The organism is Rhizobium sp. JAB6, from assembly GCF_003024605.1.
Lineage (GTDB): Bacteria > Pseudomonadota > Alphaproteobacteria > Rhizobiales > Rhizobiaceae > Rhizobium.
The window spans coordinates 1-14,952 of sequence record NZ_PYJQ01000004.1 but is presented as its reverse complement, the minus strand read 5'-3'; the positions used below and the strand labels follow the sequence as shown (position 1 = coordinate 14,952).

15 protein-coding genes are annotated in these 14,952 nt (G+C 59.5%); 4 read left to right on the top strand and 11 right to left on the bottom strand.

What is annotated here, in order from left to right:
• Window positions 1-5: 5 nt before the first annotated feature.
• Both C7U61_RS04905 and C7U61_RS04900 read right to left on the bottom strand, forming a co-directional pair.
• Window positions 6-779, bottom strand: coding sequence for a transporter substrate-binding domain-containing protein (locus tag C7U61_RS04905; RefSeq protein WP_106997046.1), 774 nt, complete (start codon window positions 777-779; stop codon window positions 6-8).
• Between the two features lie 44 nt (window positions 780-823).
• Window positions 824-1,603 carry an ATP-binding cassette domain-containing protein gene (locus C7U61_RS04900; protein ID WP_106997045.1) on the bottom strand — a complete coding sequence of 260 codons (780 nt, stop codon included), beginning with the start codon at window positions 1,601-1,603 and terminating at the stop codon, window positions 824-826.
• 172 nt (window positions 1,604-1,775) lie between these two features.
• Here C7U61_RS04900 and C7U61_RS04895 point away from each other — a divergent pair, with 172 nt between their 5' ends.
• Entirely contained in the window at window positions 1,776-2,258 is a 483-nt protein-coding gene (locus C7U61_RS04895; RefSeq protein ID WP_106997044.1) for an Lrp/AsnC family transcriptional regulator, read from the top strand.
• 161 nt (window positions 2,259-2,419) lie between these two features.
• On the opposite strand, the gene C7U61_RS04890 is transcribed toward C7U61_RS04895, so the two are convergent.
• From C7U61_RS04890 to C7U61_RS04870, 5 genes are all read right to left on the bottom strand, one after another.
• Window positions 2,420-4,561, bottom strand: coding sequence for a beta-galactosidase (locus C7U61_RS04890; RefSeq protein WP_106997043.1), 2,142 nt, complete (start codon window positions 4,559-4,561; stop codon window positions 2,420-2,422).
• 17 nt (window positions 4,562-4,578) lie between these two features.
• The gene (locus tag C7U61_RS04885) at window positions 4,579-5,730 is read right to left on the bottom strand and encodes an ABC transporter ATP-binding protein (RefSeq protein WP_106997042.1); all 1,152 of its coding nucleotides are present in this window, start codon (window positions 5,728-5,730) and stop codon (window positions 4,579-4,581) included.
• A gap of 38 nt (window positions 5,731-5,768) precedes the next feature.
• Window positions 5,769-6,620, bottom strand: coding sequence for a carbohydrate ABC transporter permease (locus C7U61_RS04880; RefSeq protein ID WP_106997041.1), 852 nt, complete (start codon window positions 6,618-6,620; stop codon window positions 5,769-5,771).
• Entirely contained in the window at window positions 6,620-7,495 is an 876-nt protein-coding gene (locus C7U61_RS04875) for a sugar ABC transporter permease (RefSeq protein WP_106997040.1), read from the bottom strand. Before C7U61_RS04875 ends, C7U61_RS04880 begins: the two co-directional genes overlap by 1 nt.
• Window positions 7,496-7,612: 117 nt before the next feature.
• The gene (locus C7U61_RS04870) at window positions 7,613-8,890 is read right to left on the bottom strand and encodes an ABC transporter substrate-binding protein (RefSeq protein WP_106997039.1); all 1,278 of its coding nucleotides are present in this window, start codon (window positions 8,888-8,890) and stop codon (window positions 7,613-7,615) included.
• 199 nt (window positions 8,891-9,089) lie between these two features.
• Here C7U61_RS04870 and C7U61_RS04865 point away from each other — a divergent pair, with 199 nt between their 5' ends.
• Window positions 9,090-10,235, top strand: a complete 1,146-nt coding sequence (locus tag C7U61_RS04865; RefSeq protein ID WP_106997038.1) for an ROK family transcriptional regulator — start codon at window positions 9,090-9,092, stop codon at window positions 10,233-10,235.
• Between the two features lie 54 nt (window positions 10,236-10,289).
• Here the strand turns inward: C7U61_RS04865 and C7U61_RS04860 are convergent, their stop codons facing one another.
• Window positions 10,290-10,973 (bottom strand): 5-formyltetrahydrofolate cyclo-ligase, encoded by a 684-nt coding sequence (locus C7U61_RS04860; protein ID WP_106997037.1) that lies wholly within the window; start codon window positions 10,971-10,973, stop codon window positions 10,290-10,292.
• Between the two features lie 111 nt (window positions 10,974-11,084).
• Here C7U61_RS04860 and C7U61_RS04855 point away from each other — a divergent pair, with 111 nt between their 5' ends.
• Together C7U61_RS04855 and C7U61_RS04850 are read left to right on the top strand one after the other, a co-directional pair.
• Window positions 11,085-11,990, top strand: coding sequence for a LysR family transcriptional regulator (locus C7U61_RS04855; protein ID WP_106997036.1), 906 nt, complete (start codon window positions 11,085-11,087; stop codon window positions 11,988-11,990).
• Between the two features lie 53 nt (window positions 11,991-12,043).
• Window positions 12,044-13,165, top strand: coding sequence for an HPP family protein (locus C7U61_RS04850; RefSeq protein ID WP_106997035.1), 1,122 nt, complete (start codon window positions 12,044-12,046; stop codon window positions 13,163-13,165).
• Window positions 13,166-13,210: 45 nt separating this feature from the next.
• Here C7U61_RS04850 and metB read toward each other — a convergent pair whose 3' ends face one another.
• Genes metB through C7U61_RS04840 form a run of 3 tightly spaced genes read right to left on the bottom strand, consistent with a single transcriptional unit; the run spans window position 13,211 to window position 14,944 of the window.
• Window positions 13,211-14,368 (bottom strand): cystathionine gamma-synthase, encoded by a 1,158-nt coding sequence (metB, locus tag C7U61_RS04845; RefSeq protein WP_106997205.1) that lies wholly within the window; start codon window positions 14,366-14,368, stop codon window positions 13,211-13,213.
• A gap of 14 nt (window positions 14,369-14,382) precedes the next feature.
• Window positions 14,383-14,538, bottom strand: a complete 156-nt coding sequence (locus tag C7U61_RS19455) for a hypothetical protein (protein ID WP_181315791.1) — start codon at window positions 14,536-14,538, stop codon at window positions 14,383-14,385.
• Between the two features lie 58 nt (window positions 14,539-14,596).
• Window positions 14,597-14,944: a DUF488 domain-containing protein gene (locus tag C7U61_RS04840; RefSeq protein ID WP_106997204.1), complete on the bottom strand. Its 348-nt coding sequence runs from the start codon at window positions 14,942-14,944 to the stop codon at window positions 14,597-14,599.
• Between the last annotated feature and the right edge of the window lie 8 nt (window positions 14,945-14,952).

The window sequence follows — 14,952 nt, the reverse complement described above, 5'->3', positions numbered from 1 at the left end:
ATTGTTTACTTGGCGCCGTAGATATCGAAGCTGAAATACTTCTTGGTGATTTCGTCGTATTTGCCGCTGGCGCGCACCGCGGCGATAGCCGTATTGAGCTTTGCCTTCAGCTCGGTGTCTTCCTTGCGAAGGCCGCCGGAAACGCCGGCTCCGAGGACTTCCTTGTCGTCGGCGACATCTCCCATCTTGGCGCAGCAATCCTTGCCGCTATCGCTCTTGAGGAAGGCATCAAGCGCAAGCGAATCGCCGAAGACATAGTCGATGCGGCCTGCGGCGAGATCCTGAAACGCCTCGTCGAGGGTCTGGTAGGTCTTCTCATCCGCGACCTTGGCGAAGTACTTCTTGTAATATTCCGACTGGATGGTCGATACCTGAATGCCGATGGTCTTGCCCTTGACGTCGTCTGCCGTTGCGCCGGTTTTCTGATCCTTCGGGCCGATCAGCGTGCTGGGCGTGTTATAATATTTGTCGGTGAAATCGATGATCTTCGAACGTTCGGCGGTATTCGACATCGACGACCAGATCACATCGAACTTCTTGCTCTGAAGCGCTGGAATGAGGCCATCCCAGGAAAGCTCGACGATCGAGCATTTCTCTTTCATCTGCTCGCAGACGGCGTCCATCATGTCGATTTCCCAGCCCTGCCATTTGCCGGAGGCATCCTTGGCGAAGAAGGGCGGATAGGATTCGTTCATGATGCCGAAACGAACTTCGGCCTGCGCCGTCATCGAAGAGAGCGCAAGCGCAAGTCCGGCGAATAAAGTGGAAACCAGTCTCATATAAAGGATTCTCCTAATGGTGTTGTCTGCGAATTGGATGTGGATCAGGCCGTCAGCATGCCGGTAAATTCCCGGCAGCGGGTGCTGATCGGGGCGTCGAAGATCTGCCGGGGCGGCCCTTCCTCCTCGATCCGTCCCTGATGCAGGAAGAGGACATGGTTCGAGACGTCGCGGGCAAAGCGCATCTCGTGGGTGACCAGCAGCATGGTCCGGCCCTCCTCGGCGAGGTCACGGATGACCTTGAGGACTTCGCCGACCAGTTCGGGATCGAGCGCCGATGTGGGCTCATCGAAAAGCATCACGGCCGGATCGATGCAAAGCGCGCGGGCAATTGCCGCTCTTTGCTGCTGACCGCCGGAGAGAAAGGCCGGATAGGCATCGCGCTTGTCGTAAAGCCCGACTTTATTGAGAAGAGCCTCCGCCTTCTCGATCGCCTCGCGACGCGGGATGCCGAGGACATGCACCGGCGCTTCGATGATATTTTCGAGAACGGTCATGTGGGCCCAGAGGTTGAAGCTCTGGAATACCATGCCCAGCCCGCTGCGGATGCGTTCGATCTGGCGCCAGCTTTTCGGCTGCATCTGTCCGTGGCGCCCGCGCTTCAAGGCGACTTCCTCGCCGTTGACGGTGATGCGCCCGCGATCGGGCATCTCAAGCAGGTTTATGCAGCGCAGGAACGTGCTTTTCCCGGAGCCGGACGAGCCGATGATGGAAATCACGTCCCCTTGATTGGCGGTGGTTGAAACGCCCTTGAGGACCTGATGTGACCCAAAGCTCTTGTGGAGATCTTTCACACAAAGAGCCTGGGAGGACAGCTCTGCCATATAGAATTCCGATGCAAAACAATTTGCGGAGAATATCGCGAAGGAGAGCGGAGTTTGCGCGCAATTTCCGATTATTTTGCATAAAAAAAGCAAAAATGTATTTCTTGTGCATGTTTTATGATGGAATAGAGATGTCGTGACCTGATTTCATCGGCGCCTAAAGGAATGGGAAATGGAAAATCTGGATCGTTTTGATCGCGATATTCTCGATATCGTTCAGCGCAATTGCCAGCTCACCGCCGAAACGATCGCCGAGGAGGTCGGCCTTTCGACGTCAGCGGTGCAGCGCCGCCTGAAACGGCTGCGTGAGGACGGCATTATCAAGGCGGAAATCGCTATGGTCGATCGCAAGGCGACGGGAACACCGATGGTATTCATCGTCGGCATGGAGATCGAGCGGGACAATTACGATGCGCTTGCGAAATTCCGTCTTTGGGCGGAAAAGCAGGATCATATCCAGCAGGTCTACTATGTCACGGGCGCCGTCGATCTCATCGCGATCGTCACGGCGCGGGATGTCGAGCACTATGATGATATCGCTGCCGTGATCATGGCGGAGAATCCGCAGATCCGGCGCATGCATACGAATGTGGTGCTGCGCGACGTCAAGCTTGGATTGTTCGTGCCGCTGGCAAGCGGTGACGATGCAGGCTGATCGACGCCGAGCGCGCAGCGCCGAGGCTTCACCCTTGGCGCGAGGTCCAGAGCATTTCCGCTTTTCTTCGAATCGCGAAAACGCTCTATGTTCTTGTTTCTTTACGCATTCCGGACGGAAAACCGCCGCGCACTTTTCCTGGAAATGCTCCAAAGGCCGTGTCAGGCGGATTGCTCGATCACAAGCACGCCGTAGCCTTGAAGCTCGCTTCGTCCCGATATCGCCTTGCCCGTCAGCAGATCGATCCCTTCGGGCAGATCGATGATTTTCGCTTCATGCTCGGTATTGAGCACGAACAGCAGCTTCCTGCCGTTGCCCTCGCGCAATGACACTTCGACGCCGGCAGGCAGATCCTGTACCAGTGGCGCGGCAACGCCGTTGCTGACGAGAATCGCCCCGATGACCTCCGCAAGCGGCGCGGTGAGATAGGTGCCGAGATAATAGACCTGCCCATCGCCATGCCGGCGGCGCGTCATCATCGGTGTGCCTTCCAGGAAGCGGTCGGACCAGCGCCCGACGATCTCGGTGTCGGCGGTCGTCTCCAGCTTCTCGTAAAGGTGCCCGGCCTCGAGCTGGCGGTTGCCGATCGTATAGGCGTATTTGCGCGAGGCCGAGGATGCCGGCGGACGCGGGGATGGTTGATGGCTGCCGATGCCGCCCTCGCGGAAGCCGGTAAACAGCCCGTCCGCGCCCGGGGCGGAGACGGGGCCGAATTCGTAAACGCTGACGCCGGAAAGCTTGGAAAGTGCCGTACCCGGCGCCTGGGTGCGGATGATGTGGTTGTTGTTGTCGCGGGTGCCGGTCATCGCCGACAGGATGAGCGTGCCGCCGTCGGCAACGAATTTCTCCACCGCTGCCGACCATTCCTCCTTCCACATGACCCAATGGGGAACATAGAGCGCCTTGACGCGCGACAGATCGTCTTCCGGATGGATGAAGCCGCAGGCAATGCCGGCCTGATAGCATGCGCGGTGCAGATGGGCGGCATCCTGCATCGGGCTTGGCAGGCCGATCGCATAGGTCTTATAGGCTTCCTGATTGTCGAAATCCGCGCCAGCAATGGCAATATCCATGCGGACGGTGGTGCCGAGCAGCTTGCCCTCGATCTTGCGGATGTCGGAGGCGAATTGTTTGGCCTCCTCGTAACGGCGGCGCGGAACGTCGTCGTGGTCGATAATGCCGTTCCAGTAGATTTCGGCGCCGAAATGCGCCGGCCGCCAGCGGAAGAACATCAGGCCGTCAGCGCCGCGCGATACCGAAGTCATCGCCATGCGGCGCATTTCGCCGGGCTCCGGCACGGATGAGGAAAAACCTGGCTGGCTGCCGAGGCCGGAGGCCTGTTCCGGAACGATGAAGTTGCCGGAATAGGCGCGGCATTGGTCGAGATGGAAGGCCTGCGTGATCGCATGGCCGCCGCCGCGGCGCATCTCGTCATAGAGGAACGGGTAGATGTCGAAGCCGAGGAAATCGAGATCCTGGCCGAACTGGCCGCGAAAATCGATGTCGGCAAGGTTGCCGAGATTATGGAAGATGAACCATGCGGGATTGGTCGCCCGCAGGATTTCCACCTGATCGTGCTGGAAGAGAGCGGTCGCGAAGGCGAGAAAGCGATGATAGTCCTGCACGTGACCGGGGCTGGAGAAGGAGGGGTTCATCGGCTTCGGGAAGACGATCTGATCGAAGGTCTGATAGGCCGTCGCCCAGAAATCGCCGCCCCAGGCAAAGTTCAGGGCTTCGATCGCGCCGTATTTGGCGCGGCAGAACTTCTGGAACTCGGTCAGCGCCGATGGCGAATAGCTTTCGGAAGTCGTCGTATTGAGCTCGTTATCCGTCTGCCAGCCGATCACGTGCGGATTGTCGCGGTAGTGCTCGGCCATCGCGCGGGTAATACGCTGGCTATGGCGGCGCAGCACCGGGCTTGTCGTGTCGCAATGCTGGCGCGATCCATGGCTTGCCTGCCTGCCATTGGCATCGACGCGAAGGACTTCTGGGTACTTCGCCGTCAGCCAGCGCGGCGGCGTTGCCGTCGGCGTGCAGAGAATGGTCTTGATGCCGTGCTTGGCTAGGCTGGCAATTGCCTTATCGAAAAGTGAGAAGTCGAAATGGTCTTCATGCGGCTCCATGATATGCCAGGCGAATTCCGCCATGCGAACGGTGTTGAACCCGGCAGCCGCCATGCGTTCGGCATCGCGGTCCCAATAGCTCTCGTCGACATGTTCGGGATAATGAGGAACGCCGACCATGAAGCCGTTGAGATTGAGCGTCCGCCAGACCGAGAGCGGCTTTCTTTCCAAAACTTTCATGAGGTCACAAGCTTTCTTTACAGAGAGGCAATAATGGGTTTCGGCCGGCTGAGGGTTCTGCCATCGGGGCCGAAGAGGTAGAGGGCGGAGCTGGCGGCGGACAGTTTGACCTGCTCGCCGGCCGAAAACCCGGTCGCGTTGCCGAGCTGAACGGTGAAATTGCGTGTGCCGCTCTCCGAGCCGATCGTGGCAAGCGGACCCGCATCGACGTAGAGAATGGTTTCGCGGCCGAGCTGCTCGACGAGGCGGACCTTGCCGTCGAAGGATATGGCGGTGTCTTCGGCGGAGGAGCCGATCTTCAGCGATTCCGGACGGATTCCCAGGGTCAGGCTTGCCCGCGCTTTAAGATCGCCGACATCGGCCACGGGAACCCGAACCGTCGCGCCGCCACCTTCGAGCGCGACTTCAGCGATGCCGTCACGAAGCGAAACGAGCTCTGCTGTGACGAAGTTGATCCGCGGCGCGCCGAGGAAGCCGGCGACGAACTGATTTGCCGGATTGTGGTAGAGATTGAGCGGCGCGCCTTCCTGTTCGATGATGCCCTTGTTGAACACGACGATGCGGCTCGCCATGGTCATCGCCTCGACCTGATCGTGCGTCACATAGATCATCGTCGAGCCGAGCTGCTGATGCAGCGTCGAGAGCTCGACGCGCATTTGCGTGCGCAGCGCTGCATCGAGATTGGAGAGCGGTTCGTCGAAGAGGAAGACCTCGGGCGAACGGGTGATGGCGCGGCCGATCGCGACGCGCTGGCGCTGGCCGCCCGAAAGCTGCTTCGGGCGCTTGTCGAGCTGGTCGGATATTCTGAGGATTTCGGCAGCGCGCTTGACGGCAGCGTCGATCTCGGTTTGCGGGCGCTTTGCCATCTTCAGGCCGAAGCCCATGTTTTCGGCGACCGTCATGTGCGGATAAAGCGCATAGGACTGGAAGACCATGGCAATGCCACGATCGCCCGGCTCTTCGCGCGTGACGTTGCGGCCGTTGATCCAGATATCACCCGAGCTGATATTCTCAAGCCCGGCAATCGTCTTTAGCGTGGTGGACTTGCCGCAGCCCGACGGGCCGACCATGACGATGAACTCGCCCCTGTCGACGGAAAGATTGACCGAATGCAGGGCGTGGTAGCTGCCATAATATTTGTCGATATCGATCAGCTGTACGTGGCTCATGAATGGTACTCCAAATCGTCTCAAGCGGGCGGAACGGGTCAGCCCTTGACGGCGCCCATGGTCAGGCCCGCGATGAAATGCTTTTGCATCAGGAAGAACATCAGGACCGGCGGTACGGCGACGAACAGTGTAGCTGCCGCCACGATGTTCCAGGCGGATGTCCATTCGCCCCTGAGGTTGTTCAGGCCCGCCGTCACCGGTTTGACGACGTCGCTCTGCGTCAGCACGATCGCCCAGAAATAATCGTTCCAGACGAAGGTGAAGATCAGGATCGCAAGCGCTGCAAGCGCCGGCCGCATCAAAGGTATGACGACGTGGCGCATCGTCTGCCAGGGGGAGGCGCCTTCCGCACGCGCGGCCTGGAACAATTCGTCCGGCAGAGCCGCGATGAAATTGCGCATGAACAGGGTCGCAAAGCCGGTCTGGAAGGCAACATGGAAGATGATCAGCGCGAAATAGGTGTCGTAGAGACCAAACTTGACCATGAGATCACGCACGGGGATCATCATGATCTGCGCAGGCAGGAAGTTGCCGCCGACGAAGAGCGAGAAGAGCAGGGCATTGCCGCGAAAATTATAGCGGGCGAGCACGTAGCCGGTCAGCGTCGAGAAAACGAGGACCAGCAGCACCGAAGGCAGCGTGATGATGAGGCTGTTGATGAAATAGCCCCACATGTTCGTCTGCTGGAAGACCGATGTGAAGTTCTCGATGAGATTGAAGTGCTCGGGCCAGGTCCAGTATTTGCCGGCCATGATTTCATCGGCCGTCTTGGATGCGGTCAGTATGACCGCAAAGAGCGGCAGCAGCCAGAGGATGAGGATCAGACCGACGAAGCTGGCATAAAGGCCGCGGAGCACCGGCTTTTCTTCAGGGATCGGGCGAGGATACATCAGCGTGTCTCCCGTTCCATGCGCACCATGACGCGCAAATACCAGGTGATGAAAACGATCATGATTGCAAAGAGGACGGTGGCGATCGCCGCGCCATAGCCGAAACGATAGGAGAAGATCGACTGTTCGTACATCTGGTAGGCCAGAACTTCCGAGGAGCCGAAGGGGCCGCCCGATGTCATCACCGCGATCATGTCGAAGGATCGCAAGGCGCCGACGACCGTTACGGCAAGGGCGATGAAACCCACCTGGCGCAATTGCGGCAACACGACGTGCCAGAGCATGTTAAAGCCGCGGGCGCCATCGACACGTCCGGCCCCTATGAGATCGGAACTCAGATTGTTCAGGCCCGCAAGAAAGAGCACCATGCAAAAGGCGATCTGCGGCCAGAGCGCGGCGGCGACGACGGCGAAGGTGACGAAATGCTCGTCGGCGAGTAGGGCAGGCGCCGTAGCTCCGAAGAGACTGAAGATGAGCGCAAGAAGCCCGTAATTCGGATCATAGACCCAGCCGAACACGACGCCGACCGTGACCGTGGCGAGCACCAGCGGAATGAAGAAAAGCGACTTCAAGACCCGCATGCCGGCGATCTGCTGGTTGACGAGCAGCGCCAGCGCCAGTCCAAGCGGCGGCGCCGCCATGAACATGACGAGCCAGATGATGTTGTTCTTCAGCGAGACGTAGAATTGCGGATCGGCAAAGAGTTCGGAATAGTTCGCCAATCCCACCCAGCTCTTCTGCCCGACGCCATCCCAATCGAAGAACGAAATCCAGATCGACTCCAGCGAGGAAGCGATGATGATCGTTCCGAACAGGATGCATCCCGGCACAATGAAGAGGACGGGCGTCAGCCAGTTCCTGTGTTTTTTCCACATGGCTCAGACTTCTTCGTTCGATAATTCCAGGCACTTCGGCGAGCGCGGGCTTTTGAAGCGAGTCGCGGCGGGTTGCGGGCTTAAAGCCGATGCCCGCCGCGCCCTGGTCCGGGAGGACTATTTGAAAATGCGCGCCCGCGTCTTTTCGAGCCGCGCCAGGATCTGGTCGCGACGCTCGGGCTTGACCGTGAATTCCTGGAAGCCCTTCATGCCGTCCTGCGCCATGTCCGGGTCGGTGTCACGGTCATAATATTGCGACGTACCCTTCACGCTCTTGAGCGATTCCACGGCGATATTGACCAAGGGGTCCTTGCTCGGCGGGCAATCGTTGCGCGGCGGTATCGTGCCTTCGGCTTCGAGGAATGCCCCGAGATTGTCAGGCTGATAGAAGTAGGCCAGAAAATCGCGCGCACCTTGGCGGTTCTTCGCCTTGGCAGGGATATGCACCGAGTTGACCGAGAAATCCTCATAGCGTTCCACGCCGGGAACGATTTCCGGGAAAGGAGCAAAGGCGATCTGGCCCTCGTCGCCTGCCGGGAAGGCAGACTTGATGAAGCCACCAAGATCCATCATCGCCGCCTTCTTCTGCGCGAGAGCCGCAGCCGCCTGCTCCCAACCGAAGGACGGTCCGCTCGCGGAGAAGAAATTGGCCTTGATGAGCTCTTCCCATTTATCGAAGACCGGCTTCAGCATCGGGTCGGTATAGGGGAGCTTGCCTTCCATAAGGGCGAGGTGCTTGTCGAGACCGTTGATGCGCAGGTTCATGTGATCAAACCAGCCGCCGGTCGGCCACAGTTCCTTTGTGCCCATGCTGATCGGAGTCATGCCGGCGGACTTCGCCGCCTCGCCGAATTTCAGGAAGTCGTCCCAGTTCTTCGGCACCGTCCAGCCCTTCTCGGCGAAAACGTCCTTGCGATAGAAAAGGCCCCAGAGAATGCCGCCAAGCGGCAGACCGTACTGCTTGCCGTTGACGGTAACGGCCGTCATGGTAGCGCCGAGCTTATCGCTATAGCCTTCCTTGGCGAACAGGTCGGAAATGTCGTCGAACAGCCCGCGGTCGACGAAAGCCTTCATGCGGTTGCCGGAGAACCAGAAGCAGACATCAGGAGCGCCGACGACGAGATAGCTGCGGATGGCCGTCTTGTGGGTCTCGTGATCCATATTATTGATGGTGACTTTCGTCCCCGTCTTCTTGGTAAAATCAGCGGCGATTCGGTCGAGGACGGCCCGCTGGCCGGCATTGCCGATATCAGAAATGATCGTCACCTCGCCGCCATTGGCGATTGCCGGGCGATAGAGCGCCGTCGCCGCCAGGGCAGCGCCCGTGCCGATCATGAACTGGCGCCGAGACGCCTTGATTGCATTGACGAGTGAAAGTTCGTTCTTCGATGCCATCTATTTCCTCCCGAGACACATCAAATCCAGGCCCGCCCACAGATGTGGGCAGCCGCTAACCTTCAGAAATGACGCAATAAACCGGCATTTCCGCTTGTGCTGACACAAACAGACATTCCTCCATTGCCATGTGCTATTGCATACCGTATCTTCCGAGAAGCAACAATAGTTAATTTACAAAATTAATTTAAGGATCATTGTGCGCGGCAATCCTGGTACCTCCCGAGCCCTTAACCGGCGGCTCATCCTCAACCTGCTGCGAAACCGCGGGCCGATGCCGCGCGCCGAAATCGCCACCGTGACGGGCCTGAGCCCGGCGGCGGTGACTTTCGTGGTGACCGAACTGATCGAAGAAGGCTTAGTTCTCGAGGGAAAAGCGCAGGCCGGTGCTGCGGGACGGCGACCGGTGCCTGTCGATATCAATTATGACGGCCATCTGGCGGTCGGTTTCAAGCTTCGCCACGATAGCATCGATTGTGTCCTGACCGATCTCGCCACGACGCCGATTGCCTCCTTCGATATGCCTGTGCCGGACACGCGGCCGGAAACGATGGTTGAGGCCATCGCGGCGGCAATCCCGAAGCTTCTGGCCGATGCCGGCCGCACCGGATCGCCCGTCATGGGAGTGGGCGTTTCCATCCCGGGTGAGGTGGACGCCGTCAAAGGCATCTGCATTCAGAGCCCGCGCTTTGGCTGGCGCAATCTTGCCTTTCCCGAACTGCTGCGTGAACGGGTCCATGTCCCGGTCTGGATCGATGACGACATCAGCGCCTTCACCGTCGCGCAGCGGCTGTTCGGCGCGGGCCGCAACTACAGCAATTTTGCGACGATCGCGGTTGGTACCGGTGTCGGGTCCTCGCTTGTCATGGGGGGAGAGATCTATCACGGAAGCCATGGCCTGGCAGGAAAGCTCGGTCACCTCATCACGGTTCCAGGTGGCCGGCTATGCGAATGCGGGAGACGGGGCTGCCTTCAGGCCCATACAGCCGAGGCTGCCATGATCGAGGAGTGGGGCCGGCGCAGAGGCAAAAAGGCCAATCGCGACGAATTCGCCGCCGCGATCGAGGGCGGCGATCCGGCGGCTCTTCAGGTCATGACGGAAGCGGGGGAATTGATCGGGCGTCATCTGGCTGATCTGGTGAACCTGTTCGATCCCGAGGTCCTTATCGCCGGCGGCGAAGCCATGCAGTTCGGTGAAGCGATTCTCGAGCCGATACGGCGCTCGATGGCGAAATATGTCTTCTTGAATACGCCGGAATTGCTTCCCGATTGGGTCCCCGGTTCGTGGGCGCGGGGGGCGGCCGCCCTTGCGACCCAGCATTTCTTTGATCTGGATGTCGAATGATGCCGCTGCGCGTCCTGACGCATGGCGAGTGGACTGTTTATTGCGCAACAGGGATCATCGATGGCGGGGCCCCGTCTGCGTGATGATTACATCCATCGGAATGTCGTGAGCGAGCGGATGAATGGTGTCGATCCTCTGCGATTCAAAGCCGACGCCGATGACCAAAGGCTTGTGCTCGAGAGTGGCGAGGGTTCTATCGAAAAATCCGCCGCCATAACCAAGACGGAAGCAACGGGGATCGAAGCCGACCAATGGCGCGATGACGATATCAGGAACGGCTTCCTGGCCTTCCGCGGGCACGGGAATGTTCCAGACCCCGCGTTCAAGCCTTTTCCCTATTTTCCAGGATCGGAATATCAGCGGGGCCGCCTTTGCCGTGACCACGGGTAACAGGCAATCCGCGCCGCGCGCCGTCGCAGTCGCCATCCATCCTCGAAGATCCGGCTCTCCCAGGAATGGCCAAAACAGACTGATATGCTTGCCGTTGACATCGGCGACGACCTGATCGAGATGATCGGCGATCGAGCGCGTATGATCTTCTCGCTCGGCGAATGGCAGCGCCTTCCGGTCATCGATCAACCGTTGCCGCTGTATCTTTCGCCACGCGAAAATATCCGAAATCCGGCTCTCGTCCGGTGAGATGCCGCTATAGGCCGGATCGACTTCGTGCAGCATGCAGGCGGGCGACGCATATTCGCGGATTTCTTCGTCGGATTCATATGGATCTGATTTTGTCATTCGTTCCAATACTCCCGTTGCAGCTCGATACCGAAACATGCTTGAGCTGCGAGAATGATTTTTATATAGGGAATGATAGGGCAGCTTAATTCCTGAATCGAGATCTTTTCATTGGACCTTTCATCGATCGAAATATTTCTGGCGGTCGCGAGCGATCGCAGTGTGACCAAGGCTGCGAAAGCCGTAGGACGCGTGCCGTCGAATGTGACGACGCGTATCCAGCAGCTGGAGGACGATCTCGGCGTCCGGCTTTTCAGCCGTGACGGCAAGAAGATGACGCTCACGAAAGAAGGCGAGACGTTTCAGGTCTATGCCAATCGACTTGCCGCGCTTGCTCTGGAGGCACGTCAGGCGGTGAGGCCTCTGCGCCCAACGGGCACTTTGCGTCTGGGCACGATGGAAAGCACGGCGGCAAGCCGGCTGCCCGCAGCACTCAGCCGGTTCAATCACATGTGGCCGGATGTTTCGCTCCAGCTGACGCTCGGCGCTTCCCGCGATCTCGCCCGCGATGTTCTGGGCGATGTGTTGGACTGCGCGTTGATCGCCCGGCCGCCCCAAGCAATGCTGGATGAGGATCCGGATTTTGCGGCTGAGCTCAAGCAGCTCGAGGCCAAACCGGTATTTGTCGAGGATTTGCTGCTCCTGCTGCCGTCCGGGCACCCGTCGATCCGATCGGCCGCCGATTTGCGGGTCGGATCGATTGCCGCTCTGGAGCCCGGATGCACCTATCGCAGGATTGCGGAAGGCTGGGCATGCAGGTCGAGCGCTTTGCCGACGACCGAACTTGGCTCCTATCATGCCATTCTGGCGAGTGTAGCGACCGGCAACGCGGCCGGCGTCATGCCAAAATCGGTTCTCGATCTCATGCACTGGCCGGCAATGTCGGCGACGCATCAGCTTGCCGTCGTCGATACGATTCTGATCTCCCGCAAGAATGATCGCCCAAGCTCATTCGATGCGTTTCATGAAGTCCTCGGCGCCACCAAGGGCAAAAGCGTGCCGCTATTGCCGAACTAGCCGGCGTTCTGCCGTTCATCCTCGAAATATCCTTCCTTAAAACTGGTTTCATCATGCAGCATTCAGAGCCCCACAAGGCTGGTTCCGGCCGGTTCCGCCTGTTTTCCCCGATCCTCGCCGGCGCCACCTTGCGCGAACGGCTGATCGCGTGCCTTGGCGCCTTGATCGGCATCGGCCTGACCGGGGTCATCAGCGGTTATCTCTTCGGGCAGGGGCCGCATCTTCCGCTGATCGTCGCGCCGATGGGAGCGTCCGCGGTCCTGCTTTTCGCGGTCCCGGCAAGCCCGCTCGCCCAGCCTTGGTCGATCATCGGCGGCAATACCATTTCTGCCCTGATGGGCATCATTGCCGCCTACCTCATCCACGATCCGATCATCGCGATCGGGGTCGGCGTCTCGCTCGCAATCGGGGCGATGTCCTTTACGCGATGCCTGCATCCGCCGGGCGGCGCTGCTGCCCTGACTGCCGTTCTCGGCGGCCCGGTTGTCGCTGGCTGGGGTTTCCTGTTTCCCTTCGTGCCGGTTGCCTTGAACTCCTGCATACTGGTCGGCCTTGGCCTGGTGTTTCACAAGCTCTCCAGGCGCAATTATCCGCATGTCGTCGCAAAGCCGGCCGAGAATACTCATCAGACGCGCGACCTGCCGCCGCCCTTGCGGGTGGGTTTTCGCGAGGAAGACGTCGATGCCGCTCTGGGCGTGCTTGACGAGACCTTCGATATCGATCGCGCAGACCTCAGCCGCCTCCTGCGGCAGGTCGAATTGCAGGCAGCGGTGCGATCGCACGGAGACATAAGCTGCGCCGATATCATGTCGCGCGACGTCATCGCCATTGGCGAGGATGCAGAGCCGGAACACGCACGGCATCTTCTGCTCAAACACAATATTCGCACGTTGCCGGTGAAGGATCGGGAAGGCCGCCTGATCGGGACGGTCGGCCTGCGCGAGCTCTCGGGAGGGCTGGACACCATCGGGCACGCCGTATCGAAACCGGCCGTTGCCGATGCTGCCGATCCCGCCTTGTCGTTGTTGCCCGTTCTGACGGACGGGCGCACGCATGCAGTCATCGTCGTCGATGCGGACTGGCGCGTCCTCGGTCTGATATCGCAGACGGATCTTTTGAGCGCCATGGCGAGGCTCCTGCCGACGAAGAATATTCCGGCGCAGGCGGTCGCGTGAATTCGGCGGCAGGGTTCCGATACGCCGCCGTTTGGCGATGACGGGCTAGTCGATCCTCGCAAGGCTTGCGGCGAGATCGGACAGCAGGTCCTCTTCAGCTTCGAGGCCGACGGAAACCCTGAGCAACCCGTCACCGATGCCCGCCGCGTGGCGGGCTTCGGCACCCATGCCGACATGGGTCATGCTTGCCGGATGAGCAACGAGGCTTTCGACGCCGCCAAGCGACTCGGCGAGAGTGAAGATTTTCAGCGCCGCTACGAAGTCGCGTACTGCTTCAATCCCGCCATTGAGCTCGAAGCTCAGCATGGCGCCGAAACCAGATTGCTGCCGCGCCGCAAGCTCATGACCCGGATGGGTTGGCAGACCGGGATAATGGACGGCCCTGACCTGCGGATGCCGGGCGAGAAACTGCGCGACGGCCATGGCCGTCGTCTGCTGTCGTTCGATCCGTGCAAAGAGGCTTCGTATGCCGCGCAGGGTAAGATATGAATCGAACGGCGAACCGGTAACCCCGATCATGTTCGCCCACGCCTGCAACTCCTCCACATCTTTGGAGTTTGCCGCAACGACTGCGCCGCCGACGACGTCGGAATGGCCGTTCAGATATTTGGTCGTCGAATGGATCACGAAATCGGCTCCAAGGGCGATCGGCCGCTGAAGCGCCGGCGACAGAAAGGTATTGTCGACCACGAGACGGGCCTGCGCCGATTTCGCCTTTCGGGAAGCGGCCTCGATGTCGACGACGCGCATGAGGGGATTGCTGGGAGTTTCCACCAAAACCAGAGCGCCGCCGCGATCAAGCGCTGCTGCCAGGGCCTCGCTGCTGCCTTGATCGACAAACTCGACCTCGAAGTGACCCTTGTCCCGCAAAGCAGCCAGGAGGCGATATGTCCCGCCATAGCAGTCATGCGGTGCGATCACCCGATCCCCCGGCTTCAGAAGACCGAGAATAAGGTTGATGGCAGCCATTCCCGACGAAGTCACCACCGCGCCGGCCCCGCCCTCCAGTTTTGCAAGCGTATCGGCAAGCAGGTCGCGCGTGGGATTGGAGGTTCTCGAATATTCGTAAGTCTGCGCCTGCTCGAACTGCCGAAATGCAAAATTGCTCGACAGATAGAGCGGCGGGGTGACGGCGCCATAAGCCTTATCGCCCGCGATCCCGTTTGCAGCCGCAATCGTTCTGAAGTCCTTGTTGATCGACACGAGGGAATTGCCTTTCACGAATTGAATTTGGCGTTCGCAGGAATACGCGTCGCCAAGAGAAATTGATCGGTTTGCCGGCTGGCCGTGGGCTTGGCGTCAGATGCGTCGGCAAAGATCACCGCTTCCGGCTGATTATAATTTTCAATTGGAGAATGACAATGACGTTTCATTCTCTCTTCTGACTAAACAGTCCATAGCCAGGAGGGGAGACCAGTTTGCTCCGACGATCTAATGCTTGCTGATGAAGTTTATGAGCACGACCGCGTTATTGTGCTGACTGTCTTTCGCGCCATAAAGAAGCGTTGCAGTCGTTTGCCCGATCTGCTCCTTAAGCTCTTCCACTGCCATCGAGTTCTTCTTGAGTTCATCCTGGTAGCGCCGGCGGAACTCATCCCATTTTTTCGGATCGTGGCCGAACCAGCGTCGCAACTCCGCGCTCGGGGCGACGTCCTTCACCCAGGCGTCGATATGGGCGTCGTTCTTGCTGACGCCGCGAGGCCATAGACGATCGACCAGGATGCGCTTGCCGTCGTCGTTGTCCGCAGGCTCGTAAATTCGCTTGATGCGTAGAGGCATATCCATTG

Bases quoted from the DNA above. Each gene is read 5' to 3' on its own strand.
- C7U61_RS04885 (WP_106997042.1), bottom strand. From the start codon at position 5,730: ATGAGCCACGTACAGCTGATCGATATCGACAAATATTATGGCAGCTAC.
- C7U61_RS04850 (WP_106997035.1), top strand. From the start codon at position 12,044: ATGCAGCATTCAGAGCCCCACAAGGCTGGTTCCGGCCGGTTCCGCCTG.
- C7U61_RS04905 (WP_106997046.1), bottom strand. From the start codon at position 779: ATGAGACTGGTTTCCACTTTATTCGCCGGACTTGCGCTTGCGCTCTCT.
- C7U61_RS04880 (WP_106997041.1), bottom strand. From the start codon at position 6,620: ATGTATCCTCGCCCGATCCCTGAAGAAAAGCCGGTGCTCCGCGGCCTT.
- C7U61_RS04860 (WP_106997037.1), bottom strand. From the start codon at position 10,973: ATGACAAAATCAGATCCATATGAATCCGACGAAGAAATCCGCGAATAT.
- C7U61_RS04895 (WP_106997044.1), top strand. From the start codon at position 1,776: ATGGAAAATCTGGATCGTTTTGATCGCGATATTCTCGATATCGTTCAG.
- C7U61_RS04890 (WP_106997043.1), bottom strand. From the start codon at position 4,561: ATGAAAGTTTTGGAAAGAAAGCCGCTCTCGGTCTGGCGGACGCTCAAT.
- C7U61_RS04840 (WP_106997204.1), bottom strand. From the start codon at position 14,944: ATGCCTCTACGCATCAAGCGAATTTACGAGCCTGCGGACAACGACGAC.
- C7U61_RS04870 (WP_106997039.1), bottom strand. From the start codon at position 8,890: ATGGCATCGAAGAACGAACTTTCACTCGTCAATGCAATCAAGGCGTCT.
- C7U61_RS04875 (WP_106997040.1), bottom strand. From the start codon at position 7,495: ATGTGGAAAAAACACAGGAACTGGCTGACGCCCGTCCTCTTCATTGTG.
- C7U61_RS04900 (WP_106997045.1), bottom strand. From the start codon at position 1,603: ATGGCAGAGCTGTCCTCCCAGGCTCTTTGTGTGAAAGATCTCCACAAG.
- C7U61_RS19455 (WP_181315791.1), bottom strand. From the start codon at position 14,538: ATGAAACGTCATTGTCATTCTCCAATTGAAAATTATAATCAGCCGGAA.